We start from the raw sequence: 24296 nt of genomic DNA on the forward strand, positions 1-24296 counted from the left end.
TTATGCCCAACCCTCCGGGACGACGCCGGTGAGGGATAGAACCGAGTAGATGAAGGCTGCCACGTAGACGACGATGATCGTCCATTGGATGGCAGGGTTGGATACCCAGCCGGCGGTCCACACGGGGATGCGGTCGCCGTGTTTCCGGGAGACGCGCAGGAGCAGGACGGGGATAACAGACATGACGGCTCCGGCGAAGCCACCGGCGTAGGTCAGTGCGGCGACGAAGCCGCCCATTCCGGCGAAGACGATCGCGACCGGGGGAATGACGGTGAGGGCGAGGGCGGCGACGCGTTTCCAGCCGAACTCTTCCCAGTGGAACATGTTCATGACGTTGCGCATCATCGTGAAGCCGATGGCGAGGAACGAGGTCAACATGGCGGCGAGCGCGAAGATGTTGGCCAGGTAGTAGGCGACCGGGCCGAGGCGTTCGCCCCAGGCGATGGTGACCACTTCGGTGACGGAGGTGCCCATGAGGCCGAGGGCCGCAAATGGCACCAACGCGAGGGTGACGCCGGTGGCGAGCATGCCGACGATGATGGCGCGGGGGAGGGTCTGCGGGGAGTGTTCCATGCCGCGGGCGAGTTCGGGGACGACGTATTGGGCGAGGAAGGTGAACACCGCTAGGTTCATGATGGGGATGATGAAGTAGGGGTGGAACACTGCCAAGTTGGTGATGCTGATGCCGGGGCCGAGGATGGTCCAGCCGACGAGCACGATGATGATCACGGCCATGCCGATGGTGATGACAGCTTCGACGACTCCGGTGGCGTGCAGGCCCTTCCACATGATGAGGGAGCCGATGGCGTAGAAGATCAAGGTGCCCAGGACGGGGTTGAGGCCGAAGATGTTGTTGAGCAGCATGCCTGATCCGGCGGCGTAGGCAATCAAGGCGCCGACGCCGTTGACCACGATCGCGGCGAAGACGAGCCAGCGGCCAAGCTGACCAAGGTACTTTTCGGCGAGGCCGGACAGCTGGAAGGGTTCGCGGGTGCGCAGGGAGACTTCGGCGACGTAGAGCATGGAGATCGTGGTCAAGGTGCCAGCGATGAGGAGGGCGACGACGAGGGCGAGGAAGCCACCGTTGCGGCCAGCGTAGGGCAGGCTGAGGATGCCGGCACCGATGTTGGTGCCGAAGATGAGGGCGACGCCCTGCCAGAAAGTCAGGCCCGCGGAGTGCGCGGCCTTAGTTACTGGGGTGGGGGTGGTAGTCACAACAGGTGACCTTTCTCAATGTTGGGGGTGGCGATGTATTTGACGTCGAGGTACTCCTCGATGCCTTCCACCCCACCCTCGCGGCCGAAGCCGGATTGGCCGATGCCACCGAAGGGGGCGCCGGGGTCAGAAATGGCGAAGCGATTGATGCCGACCATGCCGGCGTTGAGGTTGGCGGCGAGGTAGGAGGCGCCTTCGAAGGAACCGCTGAAGGCGTAGGCGGCGAGGCCGAATTCGGTGTCGTTGGCCAGGCGCACACCTTCTTCCAACCCGGAGAAGGTGGTCACGGTGATGACGGGGCCGAAGATCTCCTGGGTGAGGATGTCGGCGCCGGCTGGGACGTCGGTGAGGACGGTGGGCTCGAAGAAGTAGCCGGGGCCGTCGACGGCGTGCCCACCGGTGACGATGGTGGCGCCGTCGGTGACGGCGGCGTCGATAAGCGCGGCGATGCGATCTCGCTGCTTGGCGGTGATGATGGGGCCGAGCGTGGAACCTTCTTCGAGGCCGTGGCCGGTGCGGTAGCTGGCCATGCGGGCGGCGAAGCGCTCGGTGAACTCACCCGCAACCGTAGCGTCGACGTAGATGCGGTTGGCGGCGGTGCAGGCCTCGCCGCCATTGCGCATTTTCGCCATGATGGCGCCCTCGACGGCCTGGTCCAGGTCGGCATCGGCGGCGACGACGAAGGGAGCGTTGCCGCCGAGCTCCATCGAGGTGTGCAGCAGGTTGTCGGCGGATTGGCGGACCAGTTGGCGGCCGACCGGGGTGGAGCCGGTGAAGGTGACCTTGCGCAGGCGGGGGTCGGCCATGAGCTCGGCGGACATCTCGGCGGCGCGGGTGGTGGGGATGATGGAGACGAGGCCGGCGGGGACGTCGAAACGCGCGAAGACTTCGGCGAAGACCTGGCCCAGCAGCAGCATGGTCAGGGGGGTTTCCATGGCGGGCTTGACCAGGACGGGGCAGCCGGCGGCAAGGGCTGGGGCGATCTTGCGGGTGGCCATCGCCAGTGGGAAGTTCCACGGGGTGATCGCTAGGACGGGGCCGACGGGGGTGCGGGTGACACTCATGTAGCCGAGGCCGCCGGGGGATTGGTTGACGCGGCCGGGGAGGCGGACGGCTTCCTCGGCGAACCAACGGAAATATTCGGCGCCGTAGGCGACTTCACCGCGGGACTCGGCGAGAGGCTTGCCCATCTCCAAGGTCATGACGGTGGCGAAGTCTTCTGCGCGGCGGGTGATCTCGGCGAAGATGGCGGAGAGCACGTCGGCGCGGCGGCGCGGGGCCCAGGCGGCCCACTCATCCTGGGCGGTGACGGCGGCGTCGAGGGCTGCGTTCCATTCAGCAGAATCCGCGTCGGCCACCTCAGCGATGACGGAGCCGGTGGCAGGGTCCTCGACGGGGAAGGTCTCGCCGGAGGCTGCCGGGCGGTTGTCCAGGCCGAGCCATACGCCGGTGGGCAGGTCGTGGGGGAGGGAATCGGGATAAATCATGGAGGTGTCTCGCTTAGGCATTGGCGCGGATCGAAGCGGCGAGGGCGTCGAGGCCCTCGCGCAGGAGGTCTTCGCTGATGACCAGCGAGGGCAGGAGGCGGATGACGTTGCCGTCCATGCCGCAGGTGAGGATGAGGATGCCCTGGGACTTCAGTTCTGCGGCGACGGTGGCGGTGAGGGCGGCGGCGGGCTTGCCGGCGGCGTCGATAAGCTCGAGGGCGACCATGCCGCCGCGGCCACGGACCTCGGCGACGGTGCCTTCGCTGGTCAGGGGCTCGAGGATCTCGCGGATCATGGATTCGATCTCGCGGGCGCGGCCGGAGAGGTTATGCTCTTCCATCTCTGCCAGGGAGGCGAGGGCTGCGGCGCAGGCGACGGGGTTGCCGGTGTAGGTGCCGCCGAGCCCGCCAACGACGGGGGCGTCCATGATCTCGGCGCGGCCGGTGACGGCGGACAGTGGCATGCCAGCGGCGATGCCCTTGGCGGTGGTGATGAGGTCGGGGACGACACCCTCGTGGTCAACGGCGAACCAGGCGCCCGTGCGGCACATGCCCGCCTGGATCTCGTCGGCGATGAAGACGACGTTGTTGTCGGTGCACCACTGGCTGATGGCGGGCAGGAAGCCGTCGGCGGGGACGATGAAGCCGCCTTCGCCCTGGATCGGCTCGATGACCACGCAGGCGAGGTTCTCAGCGCCAACCTCGAGTTCGATGGCGCGGATGGCCTCGGCGGCGGCGTCGGCACCGGAGAGCTGATCGCGCAGTGGGTAGGACATGGGTACGCGGATGACGTCGCTGGCGAAGGGGCCAAAGCCTGTCTTGTAGGGCTTGTTCTTCGCGGTCATGGCCATGGTGAGGTTGGTGCGGCCGTGGTAGGCGTTGTCGAAGACGACGACGGCGCGGCGGCCGGTGTAGGCGCGGGAGATTTTTACGGCGTTTTCCACGGCCTCGGCACCAGAGTTGAACAGCACGGACTTCTTCTCGTGGGTGCCGGGGGTGATCTCGTTGAGCTTCTCGGCGACGGCGACGTAGGACTCGTAGGGGGAGATGGGGAAGGAGGTGTGGGTGAAGTGGCCCACGGCCTCGCGCACGGCGTCGACGACCCGCGAGTTGGAGGCTCCGACGCTGGTCACGGCGATGCCGGAGGCGAAGTCGATGAAGGAGTTCCCGTCGGCGTCGATAAGCACACCACCATCGGCGTCGACGATGTAGCCGGGCAGGCTGGGCTTGATGGCGCCGGTGACGGCGGCCTCGCAGCGCTGGGCCAGTGCGGCGCTGATGGGGCCGGGCAGCTCGGTGACGAGCTCGCGCTTTTGGGGCAGACGGTAAGTGAAATCCTGCATGGGTCCTCCTGAAGAGTGCGTTGTGATTGCCCTGAGTATGCGGTGTCACTGAGACCTAGGCCATGTACGATGGGGCGAAAAATAGGGCAAAAACTATCCCGATTGGACATAGTGTGGCGGCTTCTGGCCTTTCCTTGACCTGGCTCTACCGCCAGAAGGACCTTGACCTGCGATCATGGCACCTCAGCGGCGACAATTTTCGCATCATCCAGCCGAGCGAATTGGTCGATACCGCCGAGTTTGTCCAGCCGCATTCGGTCATCCTCACCGTCGGCGTGGTCATCCCCGATTCCTATGAGGCCTACGTCCGCCGCCTCAAAGACGCCGGGGCCGTCGCGATCGGTTTCGGCACGGGCCTGGTCAGTCCGACCGTCCCGCCCGCGCTTATCGACGCCGCCCGTACGAACAACATCAGCATCTTCGAGGTCCCCCGCAGCACCCCATTCACCGCGATCCTGTCCACGGTGCAGGAAGAATACGCCCGCCGCCGCCTGCGCGCGCAACAGCAACTCCTCGATGCCCAAGAGCTCCTCAACGACATCGCCATCGACTCCGGCGTCAGCGAACTCGTCGCCGCCACCGCCGAACGCCTCGACGCGACCATCGCCGTCGCCGACAATGACGGGCGCAGCATCGCCCGCACCGCCGATCTCACCCCGCTTATCGACGCCGCCTTATCTAACGGTGGGCGCAGCGCGGCGTACCGCCGCGGCGATGCGTACGTACTCATCCACCGCATGAGCGGGGAGGGGGAGCGCTACCACCTGCTGGTGGCGCAATCGCCCTCCCCGTTCAGCGCCCAGGAACGCAGCTTGATTAAACACTGCGCGGGGTTGGCCGACATCATCCTCCAGCGACCCGCTGGCCTGCGGCAAGCCTCCAGTGAGCTCAACACGTTGGCGATGTCCTTGCTGCTCGGTGTGGAACAAAGCCAACAGGCCATGGTGGGGGTCTTTTCTATCGCGAGTGATTCCGCCGGCAGGGTCCGCCCCGTCGTCGTCGACGGTGATGATCCGGCGCGTTTTCGCCGCGACCTCAACCGCCTTGACCAACGCCTCATGCTCGATGGACGGCAAATGTTCCTCTTCCACCTGGATGAGACGACCGCCTTGGTCCTGTTCCGGGGCTCCCGCTCAGTCGCGGAGATCATCTCGCTGTTCGGCATCGGGGCCTCGCACCTGCGCCTGGCCTTAGGCAACCCGGTGCATTGGCAGGAGCTGAGCATGCGCACGGTGGAGGAACTCGCCGCGGTCGCCGCGTCCCTCCGCATCGGCCACCATGCCGGGCCCGACAACCGAACCCTGCGGTGGGTGGATAACCCAGCTGTTCACGACGCTCTGGCCACCCGCTTCGCAGAGACCTATCAGCAGCTCATCGACCACGATGCCGAGCACAACGGGCACCTCGTGGACACCCTCGATGCCTATATTCGTTCCGGCAATCGTGTCGCCGTGACTGCCCAAACCTTGGGAGTCCACCGCCACACGGTGCGCACCCGTTTGGAAACAGTGGAGCGGGTGGCGGAGGTGGTGCTGAGCGACCCGGCGGTGTGCGCGGAACTGTTGGTGCTGTCGTTGGTGGGACATAAGCGCCGTTAGGATGGGTGCCATGATCCTTATTAATGTGAAATTCCGCCCCCTGCCCGAGTACACCGACAACTTCCGTGAGGTCGTCGCCGAGTTCACCGAAGCCACCCGCCAAGAGCCCGGCTGCATCTTCTTCGACTGGTCCCGCAACACCGATGACCCCGGCGAGTACATCCTCCTCGAGGCCTTCCACGACGACGCCGCCGAGGCCCACGTCAACTCCGAGCACTTCCGCGCCGCGACGGAACTGTTCCCGACGGTGCTCACCGAAACCCCCGAGATCATCAACACCCTCATCGAAGGCAAGACCGAATGGGACCGGATGGCCGAATTCCAAGTGAAGTGACACTCAGCCCCATGTGGGACTAGCTGCAAGGTACTGTCAAATACATGGGAAAGAAGGACAAGTCCAACGACGAACACGTGGTCAAACCCGCCAAGCTATCCAAGCAGGCCTATGAAAAGGAGTTGAAGCGACTCCAGGCCGAGCTGGTGGATATGCAGCAGTGGGTCGTTGAGACCGGAGCCCGCGTGGTCATCATCATGGAAGGCCGCGACGCCGCTGGTAAGGGCTCCGCCATCAAGCGCATCACCCAGTACCTCAACCCCCGCACCGCGCGGATCGAGGCCCTGCCGGCCCCGAGCTCCCGCGAATCAGGCCAGTGGTACTTCCAGCGCTACGTGGAAAAACTCCCCACCGCCGGTGAGATCGTCATCTTTGACCGGTCCTGGTACAACCGCGCCGGCGTGGAGCGCGTCATGGGTTTCACCACCTCCCAGGAGTACCGCCGCTTCCTGCACCAGGCCCCCATCTTTGAGCGCCTCCTCGTCGAGGACGGCATCTTGCTGCGCAAGTACTGGTTCTCCGTCTCGGATGAAGAACAGCTCGCGCGATTCCAGTCCCGCCTGGAAGATCCGCTGCGCCGCTGGAAGCTGTCCCCGATGGATCTGCAGTCCATCACCCGCTGGGAGGACTACTCGCGCGCGAAGGATGAGATGTTCATCCACACCGATATCCCCTCCGCGCCCTGGTACACCGTGGAATCCGAGGACAAGAAGCGTTCACGCATCAACGTCATCTCCCACCTGCTGTCGACGATTCCCTATGAGAAGATCGAGCGCCCCCTGCCCGAGATCCCCGAGCGCCCCGGTTCTTCCGACAACTATGAGCGCCCCCCGCGTGCAGAGTTCCGCTACGTCCCCGATGTGGCCTCTAAGTTGGAGGCGCAACGGCTGAAGGATAAGAAAAAGAAGAAGTAGGGCTCGCCGATGACCACCGCCACCAGAGACATCGCCCCCATCCCTTGGTTCCTGTACTCACTGGGACTCGTCATGGCAGTCATGTCCTTCGTGGCGGCCTGGTTGTCCTACGATTCACTACCGGACCCGATGCCGATCCATTTCAATGCCAGCGGCGAGGCGGACGGGATCGTCGACAAAAGCCTCCCGGCTTACCTCGGGATCCAGGTGGTGCCCCTGGCCATCATTTTGTTGTCGGGTGTTGCCAGCGCCGCGATGATCAGCGTCCAAGCGCGCTCCGTTCTCAAGGACAAATACCCGCAGCGTAGTACCGCCGAACGGGAAGTCGCGTCCCGCAGGTTAGCGGCCATGCAAAAGCCGTTGGCGATCTTCATTCTCCTGATCACGGCCATCATTGCCCTCACCGTCAACCAGTCCTTCGGGCTATTCGGCGATTTCCAGCTGAGCGTCTGGTGGACCCTCGCCGCAATTTTCCTGGCGACCGGCTGGCTGATGTGGACCGGCAGCCGGGTCAATCGCCAGATCTACGACGAGCACCCTGACCCTCCCACGGAGGAAAGGTTTTATGGGGGAGTGATCTACTTCAACCGCAACGATGAGCGGGTGTTCATTGACCAGCTCGGTGGAACGAACCTCACCCTTAATTTCGCCCGGCCGATGGCCTGGGTTGTCCTAGCGGCGTTGCTATTGCCGGGGATACTCATCGCGGTCCTGGTATCGGTGGCTGGATAACTTAAGGCCCGAGCATGTCCTCCAGCACCGTCACCACGCCGGCCTCGGTGTTGGGCGGGGCGATGTGGTCGGCGAGGGCTTTGATGTCCGGGTGGGCGTTGGCCATGGCGTAGGAGGTGCCGGCGGCGTCGAGAAGCTCGTAGTCGTTGAGGTAGTCGCCGAACGCGAGGGTGCGGGCGATGGGAATGTCGAGGGCCTGGGCAAGATCGGTTAACGCCCGGCCTTTGCCGGCGGAGGGGTGCATGACGTCGATCCAGTGGGCGCCGGAGACGACGACGTTGGCGTCGGGGGCGGCGTCGCGGACGACGGGGTAGGCGACTGCTTCGGCGTCGTCGTCGGTGTACACGGCTACCTTGATCACGCCGCGATCGACGATCTGGTGCAGGTCTTCGACGACTTCGTGGGAGTGGTAGTACTTGATGATCTCGGCGAACGACGGTGCGGAGAGGTTCGGGGAAATGTAGGCGACGGTGGGGGTGCAGACGACGATGTCGAAGCCCTCGGCGGCGTCGATGATCGCGTGCACGTCGGCCTGGTCCAACTCCGTGGTGGAGACGACGCGACCGCCGTGGAAGACGCAGGTGCCGTTTTCGGCGATGTAGGTGCCCGGGTCGTCTTCACCGGCGAACATATCCCGGAGGGTGGCCAGTTGGCGTCCGGAGGCGGGTGCGACAGCAACGCCGCGGGTTTTCAGCTCGCGGAGGATGGGCCAGAAGCCGTCGGGGATATGGCCGTCGCCATCGAGCAGGGTTCCGTCCATGTCCAGCGCGATCAACTGGTATTCCATTGCTTATGCCATCCATCCGTATACTTTGTGACTATGACCACACCGAACGATGTTCCCGTCCTTGCGTCCATTCGCCACAGTACCGGCGTTCTGGAACTCAACCGCCCCAAGGCTCTCAATAGCCTCAACCCGGAGATGATCGACATCATTGCCGGAGCATTGGAACGCTGGCGGGATGACGATCGGGTCACCCAGGTGCTTATCACCTCCCGCTCGCCGAAGGCGTTTTGCGCGGGCGGGGACGTGCGGCATGCCCGCGAGCTCATCGTGGAGGGTGAGCACGCCCCGGTGGATGAGTTCTTCCGCCGGGAATATGCGATGAACAATCTCATCGGCACGTATCCCAAGCCCTATATCGCGGTCATGGATGGCATCGTCATGGGTGGTGGCCTGGGCGTCAGTGCGCACGGCTCCCACCGCGTCATCACCGAGCGTGCCTGGGCGTCCATGCCGGAAATGGCGATTGGTTACGTCACGGACGTTGGCATTTCCTGGTCATCCCAGCACGCGTGGCCGGATTCTTCCCCGGCGATCGGCGCGTTCATCGGCCTCACCGGCTACCGTCTCACCGCCGCCGACATGCTGTACCTGGGCCTGGCTACGCACTTCGTGAACAATCCCGACGCGTTCGCGGAGGCTGTGGTGGAGGTGGGCATCGACGCCGCCCTTGCCAAGCACGCCGTTTCCCACAAGGGCGAGTCCGCCCTTGCACACATGGTCCCCGACATTGATGCCACCTTCGGCGAAGGTTCGTGGATGCTTATCGACGCCGCCTTGAACAACCACCCCAACCACGACTACGTCGAGGTTGTGCGGGGCCTCATGGCCAAGGCCTCCCCGTCCGCGGTGGTCGCCACCGCCGAATTGTTTGATGCCAACCGCACCGCCCCCACCCTGCGCGAGGGGCTGGATAATGAGCAGACCCTCGGTGAGGTTATCCGCCGGGAACCGGACTTCGCCGAGGGTGTCCGCGCTGTCCTGGTGGACAAAACCCAGGACGCGCAGTTCACCCCTGCGCACTCGGCAGAGTCGTACCGGAAGTGGCTTAGCTAAGCCCGCGCCGCTGTCGGTAGGCAGCCTCGGCCCGCACCGCATCCAGGCCTACCGGCAGGGGAGCCTGCAATGTCGCCGCGATAGCGGCGTCGGTGGGGGCGGGGAGATGGAGCTCGGGGGCGTCGATAAGCACGATGCCCACGGTGTGTTCCGTGAGACGGACGATCGAATGGGTCCACCAGCCCAGGATGGGCTTGATTGCGTCCACGAGTCCCAGGCGATGCGCCTCCATCGCCGGCATCTGCGGGCGGAAAAGCTCGGGAATACCGTTGTCAAGGCCAAAGCGGCGGAGGTTGGCCGCCGAGGTTGGGGGGAGATTCGGGTCGGCCCACCCCCAGGTCCACACGTCATCGGTGACCGTGGCCACGACAATCGCCTGCGCCGGGATCGACCCGTTAAGCAGGGCGGTGGAGTGGGCGATGGTCGGCTCGACGCGCAACCCCTCCGGGAAACGGCCCTCGACCAGTAATTGGTGCTCAACGGCGAGGTAGAAAGCATCGGCCCGCACCTCCGCCAGTGACATGCCGCCGGAGATGGCGGCGACGCGGCCATCGACAAGCGTGACCCTGGTGCCGTCGGAGAGGGTGACCTCATCGTCCGCCTCATCGGTGTCCAGGTCATAAGCGGTGGCAAAACCCCGCAGCGCGCGGCGAACATCCGTGTCCTCCGGCATGTCAGCGAACCCGAGCGACAGAGCCGGCAGGACGGGCGCCAGGGTGGGGGCGAAGCGGACGGCGACGACGTGGGTCTCCGTCGGGGTGGGCGCGAGGAGCACGGGAGAGTTGGCATGCAGTGTGCGGGCAGCGGCGATGAGCTGATCGCTCGCCGGCACCGTGCCGCGGAGCTCCGGGATATCGAGCTCCTCGCCGAGCGGAGAGATCCACGTCCATTCTCCACCCGAGATAGTCGCAACCGGGATGGCCTCGAGGTCCACCGGCCCACCAGCGTGGCGATGCAACCGAACCTGGGTGCCGGAGAACTCCACCCCATCGGTGAACGCCCCAAACTGCGCGCGCCAGGCGGCATCAACGTTGGGTTGCACAAGGGCGCCGTCCGAGACGACATCGGCGAGAGACGTGGGAGCTGTCATGACCATGAGGCAATACTAAACGGGCCTGCGCCAGGAAGGAATGACGCAGGCCCGTTCAGGTGACAACCGGGGTACTAAATACGCTCGCGATCCTTGAACTCGCGGCGCTTGGCATGTAGGATCGGCTCGGTGTAACCCGACGGCGACTGCGTGCCCTTGAGGATGAGATCCTTCGCGGCCTGGAATGCGATGGAGTAATCGTAGTTCTGCGACATCGGCAGGTAGTTCGGATCGCCCTCATTCTGGCGGTCGACGACCACGGCCATGCGCTCCAGGGCCTCGACGACCTGCTCCTCGGTGACGATCCCGTGCACCAACCAGTTGCTCAGCAGCTGGGAGGAAATACGCAGGGTAGCGCGGTCTTCCATGAGATCGACGTCGTGGATATCCGGGACCTTGGAACATCCCACACCCTGCTCGACCCAGCGGACAACGTAACCGAGGATGGACTGGCAGTTGTTGTCCAGCTCTTCCTTGATCTCCTCCGCTGACCAATCCGTGGTGGGGGACACCGGGACGGTGAGCAAACCGGTGAAGGTGTCGCGGCGACCAGCGGACTTGAGCTCCTCCTGGACCGCGAAGACATCCACCTCGTGGTAGTGAGTGGCGTGGAGGACAGCACCGGTCGGGGAGGGCACCCACGCGGTGTTGGCGCCCTCGCGCGGCTGCCCGATCTTCGCCTCCAGCATCTCACCCATGAGCTCAGTCATCGCCCACATGCCCTTGCCGATCTGCGACTTGCCGGACAAGCCGCGAGCCAAGCCCGCATCGACGTTGGAATCCTCGTAGGACTGCTTCCAGATGGCCTTTTGCATATCAGCCTTGCGGACCATGGGACCCGCCTGCATGGAGGTGTGGATCTCATCGCCGGTGCGGTCGAGGAAGCCGGTGTTAATGAACGCCAGGCGGTCGGCGACGGCCATGATGCAGGCATCCAGGTTGACGGACGTGCGACGCTCCTCATCCATGACACCGACCTTGAGGGTGTAGCGCGGGAGGCCCAGCAGGTCCTCGACGCGGGCGAAAAGATCGTTGGTGAAGGCAACCTCCTCGGGACCGTGCTGCTTCGGCTTGACGATGTAGATCGAGCCAGAGCGGGAGTTACGCAGCGGGTTGCGGACGTCCAAGCCGGGGATGGCGCAGACGACGGTGACGACGGCGTCGAGAAGCCCCTCGAAGATCTCCTCCCCATCAACGATGATCGCCGGGTTCTGCATGAGGTGACCGACGTTGCGGACGAACAGCAGGGAACGACCGTGCAGACGGATATCGGTGCCATTGCGGCCGATAAACTCGCGGTCCGGGTTGAGGACGCGGGTGATCGTCTTATCGCCCTTAGCCACCTTCTCCTGCAGACCACCGGTGTTAAGGCCGAACCAGTTGCGGTAGCCGACGACCTTGTCCCGACCATCGACGGCGGCGACCGAATCTTCGAAATCCATGATGGTGGACACTGCAGCCTCGAGAACAATGTCCTTCACGCCAGCCTTGTCGTCCTTGCCGACCACGTGGGAGGGATCAATCTGAATCTCGATGTGCAGGCCATTGTGGCGCAGCAAGATCGACGCCGGATCATCCAGGTTGCCGGAAAAACCCCGGTAGGCGGCCTTGTCCAGGAGGCGATGCTCCTGGTCACCCACGTGAGCAGCAAGGTAGCCATCAATGACGGCGTAGCGGTCCACGTCAGCATGGGAAGCACCCTCCAGCGGGACGGCCTTGTCCAGGAAATCCCGACCCCAGGCGATAACCTTCTGGCCGCGCACAGGGTTGTACCCCTTACCCTTCTCCGCACCGCCGTCTTCAGAGATGGCATTGGTGCCGTAGAGCGCGTCGTAGAGAGAACCCCAGCGGGCGTTCGCTGCGTTGAGTGCGAAGCGGGCGTTGAGGATCGGGACGACCAACTGCGGTCCAGCCATGGTGGCGATCTCATCGTCGATGCCGCGGGTGCGGATCTCTCCCTCTTCCGGGGTATCGACGAGGTAGCCGATCTCACGCAGGAAGGCCTCATGCTCGGCCGGATCAGGCTGCCCCGGGTTGGCGCGGAAGTGCTCATCGAGCTGGGTCTGCAGCTCATCGCGCCGGGCCAGCAGTGCTTTGTTGCGCGGGGTGAAATCCTTGACGATCTCGGCGAAGCCAGTGAAGAACTCATCCGCGTCGATGCCCACGGTGGGCAGCACGGAGCCGGTGAGGAAATCGTGGAGAACCTTGTCCACCTGCAGGCCAGCAACCTCGATGCGCTCTGTGGTGTCCTTCAACTCGGTCTGAGTCATCTGTCGCTCCTTGGGGATGTACGAAAATGCGGGTGGATCGCGTCATTGCGATGACTCCACACTAAGTGATTGGCGTCACGGCGTAAATGCTTTCGCGGATTTAGCCATTCACTACCCCTGCTGTGTCTAGGGTCTCACTTGCCTGCGATGTGACTTCACGTGGGCTTGTGGCCCGTACCTGCGGTTTTCTTTTGGTTTCATTTCCGCAGGCCGGGGCAAACTTCAACAATCGGACACGGGGGCTTCGCGGGGTGTGAGATTTGCAAAATTAGCAAAAACCCCCGTTACCCCCGCACACAATTTGGACCCGAAAAGTCGTTGACGTGGCGCACTCCATGCAGCACTCTGTGAGTCACGCCACCGAAAACGGACGACATCGACCGCAGGTGGAGACCCTTCATCCCCTTGCCGGACAGCCCAACGGGCACCGGCGCTCTCAATACAGGAAAGTGAGTCCTCTTCATGACCACTACCGGCCAGGCACGTACCGCAGCTGAGATCCAGAAGGACTGGGACGAGAACCCCCGCTGGGAAGGCATCACCCGCGACTACACCGCAGAGCAGGTGGAGAAGCTCCAGGGCACCGTCGTGGAGGAGCACACCCTCGCACGTCGTGGCGCCGAAATCCTGTGGGACAAGGTCTCCAAGCGTGACGGTTCCTACATCAACTCCCTCGGCGCCCTCACCGGCAACATGGCCGTCCAGCAGGCCCGCGCCGGCCTGCAGGCCGTCTACCTCTCCGGATGGCAGGTCGCCGGCGACGCCAACCTCTCCGGCCACACCTACCCGGACCAGTCCCTCTACCCGGCCAACTCCGTGCCCAACGTTGTCCGCCGCATCAACAACGCTCTCCTGCGCGCCGACGAGATCGCCCGCGTCGAAGGCGACACCTCCGTCGACAACTGGCTCCTCCCGATCGTCGCTGACGGCGAAGCCGGCTTCGGTGGCGCCCTCAACGTCTACGAGCTGCAGAAGGCCATGATCGCCGCTGGCGCCGCTGGTACCCACTGGGAAGATCAGCTCGCCTCGGAGAAGAAGTGTGGCCACCTCGGCGGCAAGGTCCTCATCCCGACCCAGCAGCACATCCGCACCCTGACCTCCGCTCGCCTGGCTGCCGACGTCGCCAACACCCCGACCGTCGTCATCGCCCGCACCGACGCCGAGGCCGCCACCCTCATCACCTCCGACGTTGACGAGCGCGACCAGCCGTTCATCACCGGCGAGCGCACCGCAGAAGGCTTCTACAAGATCCAGAACGGCCTCGAGCCCTGCATCGCCCGCGCAAAGTCCTACGCTCCCTACGCCGACATGATCTGGATGGAGACCGGCACCCCGGACCTCGAGCTGGCCAAGCGCTTCGCCGACGGCGTCCACGAGGAGTTCCCGGACCAGCTGCTGTCCTACAACTGCTCCCCGTCCTTCAACTGGTCCGCACACCTCGATGCAGACGAGATCGCCAAGTTCCAGAAGGAACTGGGCAAGATGGGCTTCACCTTCCAGTTCATCACCCTCGCAGGCTTCCACTCCCTCAACTACGGCATGTTCGACCTGGCCTACGGCTACGCCCGCGAAGGCATGCCCGCCTTCGTTGAGCTGCAGAACCGTGAGTTCCTCGCAGCCGAAGAGCGCGGCTTCACCGCCGTCAAGCACCAGCGCGAGGTCGGTGCCGGCTACTTCGACACCATCGCCACCACCGTTGACCCGGAATCCTCCACCACCGCCCTCAAGGGCTCCACCGAGGAAGGCCAGTTCCACTAAGAACTAGCCTGATATAACAGCCTTGGTACAACAGCGGCGTGCATCGTGAGAAATCACGGCGCACGCCGCTGTTGGCTTTCTCCTACTCTCGCTGAAAGGTAGACCCATCATGACCATCACCTTCATCCCCACCGCCGACCTCGTTGACATCATCGGCGACGACGTCCGCTCCTGCGATACCCAATTCGGCGACTTCGGCGGGGTAACCGACTTCTGCGGGCCGATCACCACCATTAAGTGCCTCCACGACAACGGTCTGGTGAAGAAAACCCTCAACAGCCCTGGTGAGGGCGGCGTGCTCGTCGTCGACGGCTCGGAGTCCGTGCACACAGCCCTCATGGGCGACATGATCGCCGCTGCGGGAGTAGACAACGGCTGGGCCGGCGTCGTGATCTTGGGAGCCATCCGCGACTCAGCCGTCATCGGCACCATGAACTTTGGCACCAAGGCACTGGGCACGAACCCCCGCAAGTCCGCCAAGGACGGGGTCGGAGACAAAAACGTCACCGTTTCCTTCGGCGGCGTCGACTTCGTCCCCGGGCACATCCTCTACGCCGATTCGGACGGCATCGTGGTCACCGAGGCGCCGGTGGAGGCACCCGCGGATTAGTCTCCCGAGAGATTGACGGCTACTTGGCTCTGGGGTGGGACGGCGTGACCAGGATGGACAATGCGTCAGGAACGTACTTTTCTCAGAGCTAGCAGACGCCTAATGAGCCGCATTATGTGCCGTGTTTAATGGAGCCGACAAATCTGCGAATCCCACCGAACCTCTCAATGTCAAAGTAGTGCCCGGACGAATTCGAACCAAGCGATATCAAAATCGTCATCCACGCCCAATCCGACCCGACCAACGCTCATGGGGCAGCTGGTCAGTTTGCTGAATAACTCGGACTCAACCGTGAAACCCTGCGCAGCTTGGTCCGCGACCACTAAAAATCTGGCGACACCACGCATTTCGAAACCTTAGAAACTCTATCTTGCAGTGTCCCAATCCCTTTGATCAGTTGCAGGACTGGAACAACACACTATGAAATCGAATGAGCAAACGGGCCCAACACCCATTTTCCACGCGCAATGCTCTCCGTGACCTGCTATGCTGATCCTAATTCAGCCAACCGTACGCCAATGTGAGGAAAATGATGAAGCTTAAGTACCTAGTCATATCTGCTCTCAGCGTTATTTTTTCGCTTTCTTTGATTGCTACCTCCGTGGCCACTGCTGACGAATTTCACGGCTATTGGGTGAAAGGAAGAATTCTCGATACCTACAACAGGCTTGGCGGCTACACGACCTTTGGAAACGCTAATACCGAAGAACGAAATGCTGCTAACGGCGGGAAATTTCAGTATTTTCAGCACAACGCTTCGATCTACTGGCATCCTTCAGTATCGAACGGGACTGCTCGCCAAATCGGAGGGCAGATTCGAGACAAATGGGCGGACTACAACTGGGAACATGGACATCTAAAATATCCGACCACAGATGAACTCCCAACTCGCACCGCGGGTGGACGTTTCAATCATTTTCAGGGTGGCTCTATCTATTGGAGTGCTGCGACCGGTGCGCATACCGTCCAAGGCGCGATCCGTGACCGCTGGGCCACTAAGGATTGGGAAGCGGGGTCACTCGGATTGCCCACTACAGATGAGAGATTTACCCCTAACGGAGCAGGAAAATACAATCATTTTCAGGGTGGCTCTATCTATTGGAGTGCTGCGACTGGTGCTCACACTGTCCAAGGGAGAATCCGTGACTATTGGGCAAAGGTCGGATGGGAAAACAGCCGTTTCGGCTTTCCTACGGGCGAAGAATATCAAGTTAGTGGCGGAGGGATCCAGCAAAGCTTCCAGGGGCAAAACCTCCAATGGGTCCCTTCGAATTCGTCGCAGCTCGCTCCATATAGGCCTGGCTATGCGAGCTACGACCAGCAGTATCTACTATTTGACCAGGATGAGCGCTGGACACCGCAATCGATAAATAGAGAAGTCATAACACATTTTAATCAGTATTTCACGTTCACTGGTTGTCCTGGGCAACTTTACGTTGGGGCAGAATGCGACCTAGAGACAGTGTGAGGTGTAGACTCGCCAATTCGGATCGAAGCAATTTCTGCGGATGGATTTAGCATCCGCTCTTTGGAGGGGCACCCCGAGGGCGCTGATCGTCTGATCAACTTTAAGTTCACCACTTATTACTACAATGGGGCGACAAACATCCGTCTTCGAGTGCAGGCATCTGGACCAGTGTCCGGAGCGTCCTACCTTGGCCCCTTTAACTCGGAAACCATTGCTCGGTATTCATGGTCGACTTTCTCGAAAAACCTGCAGAATCGGATCAACAACGCGTCGACCACTTATATCACTAGTGACAAATTTACTCCTCCCGCTCAATCATTCCGAGCTATTTCTCCGCAGTTGACACCTTCCTCCCCACTCGACCCCGGGGGAGAGGTAGACGTCATTGATCCGGCAAATGTAGACACCTCCAGAATTACGAACAAGGTACCTTTGTTTCCGGTGGGCACTGATGATGCTGAATTGGAGGAGTATCTCAGAACAGCAAATCCCTCCTCTATTTCCATTCCGGAAGAATCTCGGAGAATGGAGACGGGACCGCAGGATAACAATGGCGGCGGTTTGGAAAATCTTGAGAACGAGGAATCCGGAACTAGAGGTATCGAGAATGATGAGGTTATTACTGAAGCGCCGAACGAGTCGGCCCAGGAGTTGATGAATCCTTGAGGTGATCTGCCTGAAATGTTAGGGTTTCTTGTGCTGAAGCAAATCGCTCAGCTCTGTTAGCTGAAAGGAAAAAGAATGATTTATATGGTGCCTGGATTTTTAGCTGGGGTCGCATTCTACCTCATCCTCTCAGCGTTTAACTGGGCCGTGGAGACTATGTCATCAAATAGGCATCGGTTACGAGCACATAGTCGTCTCGTCTTACATTGCTTGGTTGCAGTTTCATTCACCATTTTCCTGGTTACTGTTGGGGATGGCGGGAATTGGGCAACTCAAATGCAGGTCAGCGGGTTTATATTGGCCGGATGTATCTTGAGTCTCGTCACATCGATTGGAGACAAGTCTCGCCCGTATGGGAATCCTGAGTCAAAATAATCTGGCCCTAAATGAGAGCGGCTCTATCGGTTTTTGCCTGCCGGCGCGCACCAATGCATCCAGGACGAGCTCGGCTGCGTGCTTCGCCTGGGCGCCTGTTCCTTGCTCGATGTGGGTGCGGCAGGAGAATCCGTCGGCGAGGACGTCGCCCTCCGTGGCACGGACGCGGGGGAATAGTTCTCGTTCGCCGAGCTGGAAGGACATCTCTGCGTGGCCTTTTTCGAATCCCCAGTTTCCTGCCAGCCCACAACAGCCGGTCTGGATTTGTTCTTCGTTGATTCCCAGCGCGTCAAGCAACGCAGAGGTGTTCTCGGGAGTGCCCAGGGACCTTTCGTGGCAGTGGACCTGAGTGAGTACAGATAGGTTCCCCGCTTCGAGCAATCCCTCTTCGACTAGTTCAGTGATCCTCGGGGCGATCACGTCCGCGAAGGGGATGACCGCGGCTGATAGTCGGGCGACGTCGACGTCATCGCTGAGTTCGGTTGCTTCGCGTTGCAGCATGACGGTGCAGGAGGGTTCTAGCCCGATGACTGGCAATCCTTCGTCCAGGTAGGGGCGCATGACCCGTGCGGAATGGCGCAGCACCTTTCGGGCGGTGGTTAGTTGCCCGGTGGAGTGCCAGGTGAGGCCGCAGCAGACGAACTCCCGCGGAATGATGACGTCGAATCCTAGGCGTTCGAGCACCTCGACCGCGGCGGTCGAGGCACCAGTGTCGAGGGAGGAATTGAAGGTATCCGGCCACAGCACCACTCGGGAACCGCCACCTGTGTGTGCTCGCTTCTTTGACCATCGGCGCAGTGGAGTATTCGCAAAGCGGATGAGGGGTCGGCCCGCATCCAATCCGGCAACGGTGGCGACGGTGCGGGCGAGGCGTGGAACGCCGAACACCGCATTGACCAGGCGGGCTGCTCCTGGAATCTTCTGCATGAGGAATGCGGAGATGGGCAGCCAGCCCATGACGTAGTGGGCCATGGGGCGGCGGCGTTTGTCGTAGCGATGGTGGAGCAGTTCCGCTTTGTACGTGGCCATGTCGACATTGACCGGGCATTCGGAGGCGCACGCTTTGCACGAAAGGCAAAGGTCAAGGGCCTCGATGGCATCGTCGACGTCGACGCTCTCGCCGCGGAAGACTTCGGAAAGCACGCGGGCTCGCCCTCGGGTGGAGTCCAGTTCATCGCCGGTGAGTTGGAAGGTGGGGCACATTGCGTCACTCGCCGAGCGACAGGCGGATACCCCGACGCAGCGGTTGACGGCGTTGATGAGGCTGCCTTGGTCGTGGCTCAGGGCGTGGATCGGGGTGATCTCCAAAGACCGCTGTCCCTGGTCCAGGCGAATTCCTTGAGTGACGGCGTCCGGGTCGACGAGCACTCCGGGGTTGAATACCCGGGTGGGGTCGAAGATCGCTTTGAATTGTTGAAACAGTGCCAACATCTCGGGGGAGTACATGTGGCCGAGAAGTTCGGATCGGGCGCGACCGTCCCCGTGTTCCCCGGAGAGGGATCCGCCGTAGGACGTGACCAGAACGGCGGCGTCCTCCATGAATTGGCGGAAGACTCGGACTCCTTCGTCGGTGGAGAAGTCAAAGCTGATCCGGACGTGGACGCAGCCCTCACCGAAGTGCCCGAAGGGGATGCCGCGAAGCCCGTGCTTTTCCATGAGGGCGTATAAGTCACGCAGGTAGTCGGCCAAATGCTCCGGGGGAACGGCAGAGTCTTCCCAGCTGGGCCACGCTTCGCTGCCGTCGGGTAGGCGGGTGACCAGGCCTGCGGATGCCTCTCGGATCCACCAGAGTTCCCGCATTTGTTTCGGGTCCGAGACGATGAGGGAGTCGGTTGGCGCGCACTCATCGGTGACGGTCTGGGCCAGGGCGAGTGCTTCCGCCAAGGTGGCGCCGGAGGTCTCGCAAAATAACCACCCGCCTGCCTTTTCTCCGCCGGGCAGCATCTCTCCGGCGTGTTCTTGGCCGTTCTTCGAGCGCAACGCCGCCAGGAGGTCGCCGCCCATTCCTTCCACGGTGGCGACACCGGGGAGGAGCGCTCGGACAGCAGCGCGGGCGGCGTCGAACACCGTGTCAAAGGCCAGGACCGCCAGGGCTGTGTGGTGGGGTTTTTCCACCAAGGAGACCGTGAGCTGGGTGATGATGCCGAGGGTGCCTTCGCTTCCAGCGATGGCCTTCGCCGCATCGCTGGCGAGGTAGTGCAGGCCGTACCCAGACACCTGCCGGGGGAAGCGGCCCAACTCGGCGGCAATGAGGTCACGGTTGTCCGCAGCGAGCTTCCGCAACTGCGCATCGATGCCCGGATCATCGCAGCCTTTGGCTGTGAACTGGACTTCGCGGCCGTCGGCAAGCAGGAGGGTGACGGCGACGAGATTGTCCGCAGAGGTGCCATAGGCGACCGAATGGGAGCCGCAGGCGTTGTTTGCCGCCATGCCACCGATGGTGCAGCGCGAATGCGTGGACGGGTCCGGGCCGTAGGTGAGGCCGAATGTTGCGGCGGCGTCGCGAAGCTGGTCGCAGACGACGCCCGGCTCCACGGTGGCGGTGCGTGCCTCCGGATCGATGGACATGATCCGGTTGAAGTGGCGCGAGGTATCAATGATCAGCCCGTCCCCGATGGCATTGCCTGCCACGGACGACCCGCCCCCGCGGGCGATGATCGGCCATCCGCGTGACTGGGCATAGACCACCGCCGTCCGAATATCATCGACGGACTCGGGCTCCACGATGGCAGCGGGAACTCGGCGGTAGACGGAAGCGTCGGAGCTGTACGCGGCGCGGGTGGGCATGTCGCGCCGCAGGTGGCGGGGGAGAGGTGGTGTCATGACGGTGTCGTAGAACCCCCGAGCAGGGGAGCCCGGTCCTCCTTGTCGACGATCTTGATGCGGCCGCAGCGCGCATCCTCCCGGTAACCCTCGATCTCCCGCTTGAGCGGGCCGGCGAGGAGGTAAATGCCGAGGAGGTTGGGGATGGCAACGAGGAAGAACATCGCATCGGAGAAGCGCACAACGGTGTCGAGGGAAACAGCGGATCCGACGATGATCATGACGAGGTAGAGGATGTTGTAGCCCCACTCGGCCTTGGCGTTGCCCTTGAACAGGTAACCGGCAGCCTTTTGCCCGTAGTAGGAGTAGCTGAGGATGGTGGAGAAGGCGAAGAGGACGATACAGATGGACAGCAGGAGCGGGAAGTACTCATGCACCGTGGCAAACGCGTTGGTGGTGAGGACGACGCCGTCGGCATCAGTGTTGAGGTACTGACCAGTGACGATAATGGCCAAGGCGGTCATCGTACAGACGATCACGGAGTCAATGAACGGCTCCCACGCGGCGACGAGGCCCTCTTCGGTGGGGCGACGGTTCTTACTCACGGAGTGGGCGAGACCAGCCGTACCGACACCAGCCACGTTAGAGAACAAAGCTCGCTGGATGCCGATAATGGCCACGCCGATGATGCCACCGGCCACGCCCTCCGGGTTGAATGCGCCGGTGACGATCAGCTTGAACGCGCCGGGGATCGCCGTGAAGTTCACACTGAGGATGATGATGACGGAGACGGCGTAAATGGCGGACATGCAGGGCACGAGGCGGCTGGTCCACTTGGCGATGGACTTGATGCCACCGATGATGACAAAGCCGGTGACCACGGCGAGGGCGACACCGATGAGCCACGTGCGACCGGCGAAAATGCTGGCCTCGCCGCCGGTGGTATCGACGATGTGCGCAGCTAGCTGGTTGGACTGGAAGATGTTGCCGGCACCGAGTGCGGCGAACATGAAGCAGAAGGCGTAGACGAAGGCCAAGGCGGATCCGAGCTTGGGCCGCCCTGTGGAGGCGAGTCCGTCCTTGAGGTAGTACATCGGGCCGCCGGATACCTTGCCGTTCTCATCTACTCGGCGGAACATCTGCGACAGGGTGGCCTCGGCGAGCTTGACGGCCATTCCCAGCAATCCGGCGATGATGATCCACAACGCGGCACCGGGACCGCCGATGGTGATGGCGACCGCGACACCGGCGATGTTGCCCAGGCCGATCGTGCCGGAAAGCTCGGTGGCCAGCGCCTGGAAGGAGGACACCTCACCTGGATCGGAGCGTCTGGTCAGCTGCCCTTTGATCACCCGTCCGGTTTGCACGGCATCGCCGAAAGGCCGGACCCGCAGGTACACGGTGAGGAAGACGCCAGCGGCGAGGAGCCAGATGACGACGATGGGGACGTTTGCCTCGCCGATCGGGATGGCAGAGAATACGAAGGCTTCGAGGGCGTCGACGATGGGGCCGAAGACGTTTTGGAGAGTTTGGTCGATGGAACCTTGTTGGGCGCCTTCTTGGGCGAGAGTGATGGTGGTACTCAAGGGGAGATCTCCCTTCGGTGCACCTTCGTGGGTGCAATCTTTAGCGGATGCTCGTGAGTGGGGTCATAAGTTCTAGCCTTATGTGATGTGGATCCTATTGTAGGTTATATATAACCGCTAAGGGTAGAATTACGGGAAAAGTTTCCTGGGGCCGCCGAGGGCATCGCGGCGCTCACGGTATAGTCCCAGGAAGGTTCCAGAAAGTGCTGGACAGGATAGGGGAGTGGTCACGGTGGACGTTGGTGAGGGTGTCATGCGCGGCATGGAGGACATTCGCCTGTCGAAGATGACCCTCAAAGACTCCGCGGAAATGCTCATTCGCCGCGCCCTGTTGGACGGCGTCATGTCCCCGGGGGAGGTCTATTCCGCCAACGCCCTCGCTCGCAGCCTGGAGATTTCCAATAGCCCCGTCCGGGAAGCCATGATGACGCTGTCCGAGCGGGGGCTGCTCGAGCTGGTGCGCAACCGAGGATTTCGGGTGGTCGAACTCAGCGTGGACGACCGGCTGGAAGTCTACGAGCTGCGCCGGTTGATCGAGGTGGAAGCGGTGCGTCGGGTGGCTGGCATGCAGCTTTCCGGCGCCGCCGGTGCCCGCCTCCGTGATCTCGCCCAGGCCACGGTCGATGCCATCCACGACGATGAGCGCGGCTCCATGTCGGAATACCTGGAGGCAGATCACCAATTCCACATGTACGTCGTGCAGCTGTTGGGGAATCATCGCTGGGTGGACATGGTGGAGAGGCTGCGGGATCAGTCTCGAATCAACGGCTTCTATATGCACCTGCGCGAGGCGGGAATGGTGCGTCGGACGGCACAGGAGCATGTGGATCTGGCGGACGCGATCGTGTCGCGCGATGTGCAGCGCGCAACGGAGATCATGGCTGGTCACTTGGCCTATGCCAAGCCGACTGTCGCTTCATAGCACCTCTCCACAGACGCCATCTTTCACATTTCTAGAGACAAAGTGTCACGCGTCACGTATGGTTATCGATAACCGCTAAGCGGTGAGATACGAATCCTTTCTTGAACGCAGTGAAGGGAGGGAGACCTTGGCACAAATCATGGTTCCTCTGGACTTGACCTACACCGCCCGTCAACCTGACACCGCAGACGTCGTCATCATCGGCGGCGGGGTCATGGGCATGAGCACCGCGTGGCAACTGGCGGCGCGAGGCATCACCAACATCGTCGTCATCGAGCAGTCCACCTTGGGCAGCGGCTCATCGGCGAAACCGCTCGGTGGAATCCGGGCAAACTTCTCAGACCCGAGCAACGTGCTGCTGGGGAAGCGATCGCTCGAGGCCTATTACCGTTTCGAGGATGATTTCGGCGTGGACATCGAACTCAGCCGAGTGGGCTATCTGTTCCTTGCGCGGACCGGCGCAGAGTTAGAACAGCTGGAATCCTCGGCTGTCACCCAGGCGAACCTCGGCATTGAGACCCACGTGGTCAGCCCCGGCGAAGCCGCCAAGATTAATCCGTTCCTCAATGCCAATGCCCTCACCGGCGCTTCCTTCACCCCCAATGACGGGCATGCCGCCCCGGCCAAGGTCGTCGAAGGATATACCCGCGCGTGCCTGGCACTGGGCGTGACCATCCTGGATCGCACCCAGGTCCTGGACGTGCAGCGCACCGGGGACAGCGTGGACGCGGTGATCACCAACCGCGGTCAGATCCGGACCTCCTCCGTCATTTGCGCGGCCGGGGCCTGGAGCGCCGCCATCGGGGAGATGGTGGGGGTGGACCTGCCTGTCGAACCCGTCCGCCGGATGATCGGCCTCACCCGGCAGCAACCCACGCCCTACCCGCAGATCCCCTTCACCCTCGATCTGTCCACCACCATGTACTTTCACAACTTCTATAACGGGCTGCTGCTGGGCATTTCCCACCTGGAAAAGAGCGCCTTCTGCCGCGAGTACTCCTATGAGTGGCTCAAAGAGTTCGACGCGGCAGCCTCCATTTGCGCGCCCTCCCTGGAAAACCCTGACCTGGAGGCTGGGTGGTCCGGCTATTACGAAAACACCCCGGACCACAACGCCCTGATCGGCGAGGCCAGCGATCTTCCGGGGTTCTTCTACATCACTGGGTTCTCGGGTCATGGGTTCCTCCAAGCCCCGGCGGCAGGTGAGCTGGTGACGGACCTGTATGAGGGGAAGTCCTCCTTCATGGACCCGAAGCCGTTCTCGGCTGATCGTTTCAACTGCGCTGACTCCGGTCTGCGTGAAGTCAACATTATTTAGGAAGGAAG

Annotated in this window: 19 protein-coding genes; 11 read left to right on the forward strand and 8 right to left on the reverse strand. The window is 62.4% G+C overall.

Going from position 1 to position 24296, the window contains the following annotated elements:
- The 3 genes from CTEST_RS03940 to gabT are packed head-to-tail and all read right to left on the reverse strand — an operon-like array spanning position 1 to position 4044.
- On the reverse strand, positions 1 to 1215 hold the full coding sequence (locus CTEST_RS03940; RefSeq protein WP_047252637.1) for an aromatic amino acid transport family protein: 1215 nt from the start codon (positions 1213 to 1215) through the stop codon (positions 1 to 3).
- Positions 1212 to 2723, reverse strand: coding sequence for an NAD-dependent succinate-semialdehyde dehydrogenase (locus CTEST_RS03945; RefSeq protein WP_083985411.1), 1512 nt, complete (start codon positions 2721 to 2723; stop codon positions 1212 to 1214). The genes CTEST_RS03940 and CTEST_RS03945 overlap by 4 nt, the downstream gene beginning before the upstream one ends.
- The gene (gene gabT / locus CTEST_RS03950; RefSeq protein ID WP_047252639.1) at positions 2716 to 4044 is read right to left on the reverse strand and encodes a 4-aminobutyrate--2-oxoglutarate transaminase; all 1329 of its coding nucleotides are present in this window, start codon (positions 4042 to 4044) and stop codon (positions 2716 to 2718) included. The genes CTEST_RS03945 and gabT overlap by 8 nt, the downstream gene beginning before the upstream one ends.
- 113 nt (positions 4045 to 4157) lie before the next feature.
- Here gabT and CTEST_RS03955 point away from each other — a divergent pair, with 113 nt between their 5' ends.
- Genes CTEST_RS03955 through CTEST_RS03970 form a run of 4 tightly spaced genes read left to right on the forward strand, consistent with a single transcriptional unit; the run spans position 4158 to position 7622 of the window.
- Positions 4158 to 5642: a PucR family transcriptional regulator gene (locus CTEST_RS03955; RefSeq protein WP_047252640.1), complete on the forward strand. Its 1485-nt coding sequence runs from the start codon at positions 4158 to 4160 to the stop codon at positions 5640 to 5642.
- Between the two features lie 10 nt (positions 5643 to 5652).
- Positions 5653 to 5976: a putative quinol monooxygenase gene (locus CTEST_RS03960; protein WP_047252641.1), complete on the forward strand. Its 324-nt coding sequence runs from the start codon at positions 5653 to 5655 to the stop codon at positions 5974 to 5976.
- Positions 5977 to 6020: 44 nt separating this feature from the next.
- Positions 6021 to 6890, forward strand: coding sequence for a polyphosphate kinase 2 (gene ppk2, locus CTEST_RS03965; protein WP_047252642.1), 870 nt, complete (start codon positions 6021 to 6023; stop codon positions 6888 to 6890).
- A gap of 9 nt (positions 6891 to 6899) precedes the next feature.
- Positions 6900 to 7622 carry a DUF1648 domain-containing protein gene (locus CTEST_RS03970; protein ID WP_047252643.1) on the forward strand — a complete coding sequence of 241 codons (723 nt, stop codon included), beginning with the start codon at positions 6900 to 6902 and terminating at the stop codon, positions 7620 to 7622.
- A 1-nt stretch (position 7623) separates the two neighbouring features.
- On the opposite strand, the gene CTEST_RS03975 is transcribed toward CTEST_RS03970, so the two are convergent.
- A complete protein-coding gene (locus tag CTEST_RS03975; protein ID WP_047252644.1) occupies positions 7624 to 8409 on the reverse strand; it encodes a Cof-type HAD-IIB family hydrolase in 786 nt (261 codons plus the stop codon).
- A 33-nt stretch (positions 8410 to 8442) separates the two neighbouring features.
- On the opposite strand from CTEST_RS03975, the gene CTEST_RS03980 reads away from it, so the two are divergent.
- Positions 8443 to 9462: an enoyl-CoA hydratase/isomerase family protein gene (locus CTEST_RS03980; protein WP_047252645.1), complete on the forward strand. Its 1020-nt coding sequence runs from the start codon at positions 8443 to 8445 to the stop codon at positions 9460 to 9462.
- Here the strand turns inward: CTEST_RS03980 and CTEST_RS03985 are convergent.
- Both CTEST_RS03985 and glcB read right to left on the reverse strand, forming a co-directional pair.
- Positions 9455 to 10558, reverse strand: coding sequence for a DUF6882 domain-containing protein (locus CTEST_RS03985; protein ID WP_047252646.1), 1104 nt, complete (start codon positions 10556 to 10558; stop codon positions 9455 to 9457). The genes CTEST_RS03980 and CTEST_RS03985 overlap by 8 nt on opposite strands.
- Before the next feature lie 68 nt (positions 10559 to 10626).
- Positions 10627 to 12822: a malate synthase G gene (gene glcB / locus CTEST_RS03990; protein ID WP_047252647.1), complete on the reverse strand. Its 2196-nt coding sequence runs from the start codon at positions 12820 to 12822 to the stop codon at positions 10627 to 10629.
- A 462-nt stretch (positions 12823 to 13284) separates the two neighbouring features.
- Here glcB and aceA point away from each other — a divergent pair, with 462 nt between their 5' ends.
- From aceA to CTEST_RS13815, 4 genes are all read left to right on the forward strand, one after another.
- The gene (gene aceA / locus CTEST_RS03995) at positions 13285 to 14580 is read left to right on the forward strand and encodes an isocitrate lyase (RefSeq protein ID WP_047252648.1); all 1296 of its coding nucleotides are present in this window, start codon (positions 13285 to 13287) and stop codon (positions 14578 to 14580) included.
- 109 nt (positions 14581 to 14689) lie between these two features.
- Positions 14690 to 15190 (forward strand): ribonuclease E activity regulator RraA, encoded by a 501-nt coding sequence (gene rraA / locus CTEST_RS04000; RefSeq protein WP_083985413.1) that lies wholly within the window; start codon positions 14690 to 14692, stop codon positions 15188 to 15190.
- A gap of 529 nt (positions 15191 to 15719) precedes the next feature.
- Positions 15720 to 16658, forward strand: coding sequence for an LGFP repeat-containing protein (locus tag CTEST_RS13810; RefSeq protein WP_236686133.1), 939 nt, complete (start codon positions 15720 to 15722; stop codon positions 16656 to 16658).
- A 60-nt stretch (positions 16659 to 16718) separates the two neighbouring features.
- Positions 16719 to 17324: a hypothetical protein gene (locus CTEST_RS13815; protein ID WP_236686134.1), complete on the forward strand. Its 606-nt coding sequence runs from the start codon at positions 16719 to 16721 to the stop codon at positions 17322 to 17324.
- Positions 17325 to 17690: 366 nt separating this feature from the next.
- Here CTEST_RS13815 and CTEST_RS04010 read toward each other — a convergent pair whose 3' ends face one another.
- Complete coding sequence (locus tag CTEST_RS04010; protein ID WP_047252650.1) at positions 17691 to 20522, reverse strand: FAD-binding and (Fe-S)-binding domain-containing protein; 2832 nt, start codon at positions 20520 to 20522, stop codon at positions 17691 to 17693.
- Entirely contained in the window at positions 20519 to 22048 is a 1530-nt protein-coding gene (locus tag CTEST_RS04015; protein ID WP_047252651.1) for an alanine/glycine:cation symporter family protein, read from the reverse strand. The genes CTEST_RS04010 and CTEST_RS04015 overlap by 4 nt, the downstream gene beginning before the upstream one ends.
- Before the next feature lie 232 nt (positions 22049 to 22280).
- Between CTEST_RS04015 and CTEST_RS04020 the strand changes: the two genes are divergently transcribed.
- Positions 22281 to 22970 carry a GntR family transcriptional regulator gene (locus CTEST_RS04020; RefSeq protein WP_236686135.1) on the forward strand — a complete coding sequence of 230 codons (690 nt, stop codon included), beginning with the start codon at positions 22281 to 22283 and terminating at the stop codon, positions 22968 to 22970.
- Positions 22971 to 23097: 127 nt separating this feature from the next.
- Positions 23098 to 24288 (forward strand): NAD(P)/FAD-dependent oxidoreductase, encoded by a 1191-nt coding sequence (locus tag CTEST_RS04025; protein ID WP_144413216.1) that lies wholly within the window; start codon positions 23098 to 23100, stop codon positions 24286 to 24288.
- The last annotated feature ends 8 nt before the right edge of the window (positions 24289 to 24296 follow it).

Origin of the sequence: Corynebacterium testudinoris, from assembly GCF_001021045.1 — a bacterium.
Lineage (GTDB): Bacteria > Actinomycetota > Actinomycetes > Mycobacteriales > Mycobacteriaceae > Corynebacterium > Corynebacterium testudinoris.

Bases quoted from the DNA above. Each gene is read 5' to 3' on its own strand.
- CTEST_RS03960 (WP_047252641.1), top strand. From the start codon at position 5,653: ATGATCCTTATTAATGTGAAATTCCGCCCCCTGCCCGAGTACACCGAC.
- aceA (WP_047252648.1), top strand. From the start codon at position 13,285: ATGACCACTACCGGCCAGGCACGTACCGCAGCTGAGATCCAGAAGGAC.
- CTEST_RS04010 (WP_047252650.1), bottom strand. From the start codon at position 20,522: ATGACACCACCTCTCCCCCGCCACCTGCGGCGCGACATGCCCACCCGC.
- ppk2 (WP_047252642.1), top strand. From the start codon at position 6,021: ATGGGAAAGAAGGACAAGTCCAACGACGAACACGTGGTCAAACCCGCC.
- rraA (WP_083985413.1), top strand. From the start codon at position 14,690: ATGACCATCACCTTCATCCCCACCGCCGACCTCGTTGACATCATCGGC.
- CTEST_RS03975 (WP_047252644.1), bottom strand. From the start codon at position 8,409: ATGGAATACCAGTTGATCGCGCTGGACATGGACGGAACCCTGCTCGAT.
- CTEST_RS03945 (WP_083985411.1), bottom strand. From the start codon at position 2,723: ATGCCTAAGCGAGACACCTCCATGATTTATCCCGATTCCCTCCCCCAC.
- gabT (WP_047252639.1), bottom strand. From the start codon at position 4,044: ATGCAGGATTTCACTTACCGTCTGCCCCAAAAGCGCGAGCTCGTCACC.
- CTEST_RS13810 (WP_236686133.1), top strand. From the start codon at position 15,720: ATGATGAAGCTTAAGTACCTAGTCATATCTGCTCTCAGCGTTATTTTT.
- glcB (WP_047252647.1), bottom strand. From the start codon at position 12,822: ATGACTCAGACCGAGTTGAAGGACACCACAGAGCGCATCGAGGTTGCT.
- CTEST_RS03970 (WP_047252643.1), top strand. From the start codon at position 6,900: ATGACCACCGCCACCAGAGACATCGCCCCCATCCCTTGGTTCCTGTAC.
- CTEST_RS03985 (WP_047252646.1), bottom strand. From the start codon at position 10,558: ATGGTCATGACAGCTCCCACGTCTCTCGCCGATGTCGTCTCGGACGGC.
- CTEST_RS03980 (WP_047252645.1), top strand. From the start codon at position 8,443: ATGACCACACCGAACGATGTTCCCGTCCTTGCGTCCATTCGCCACAGT.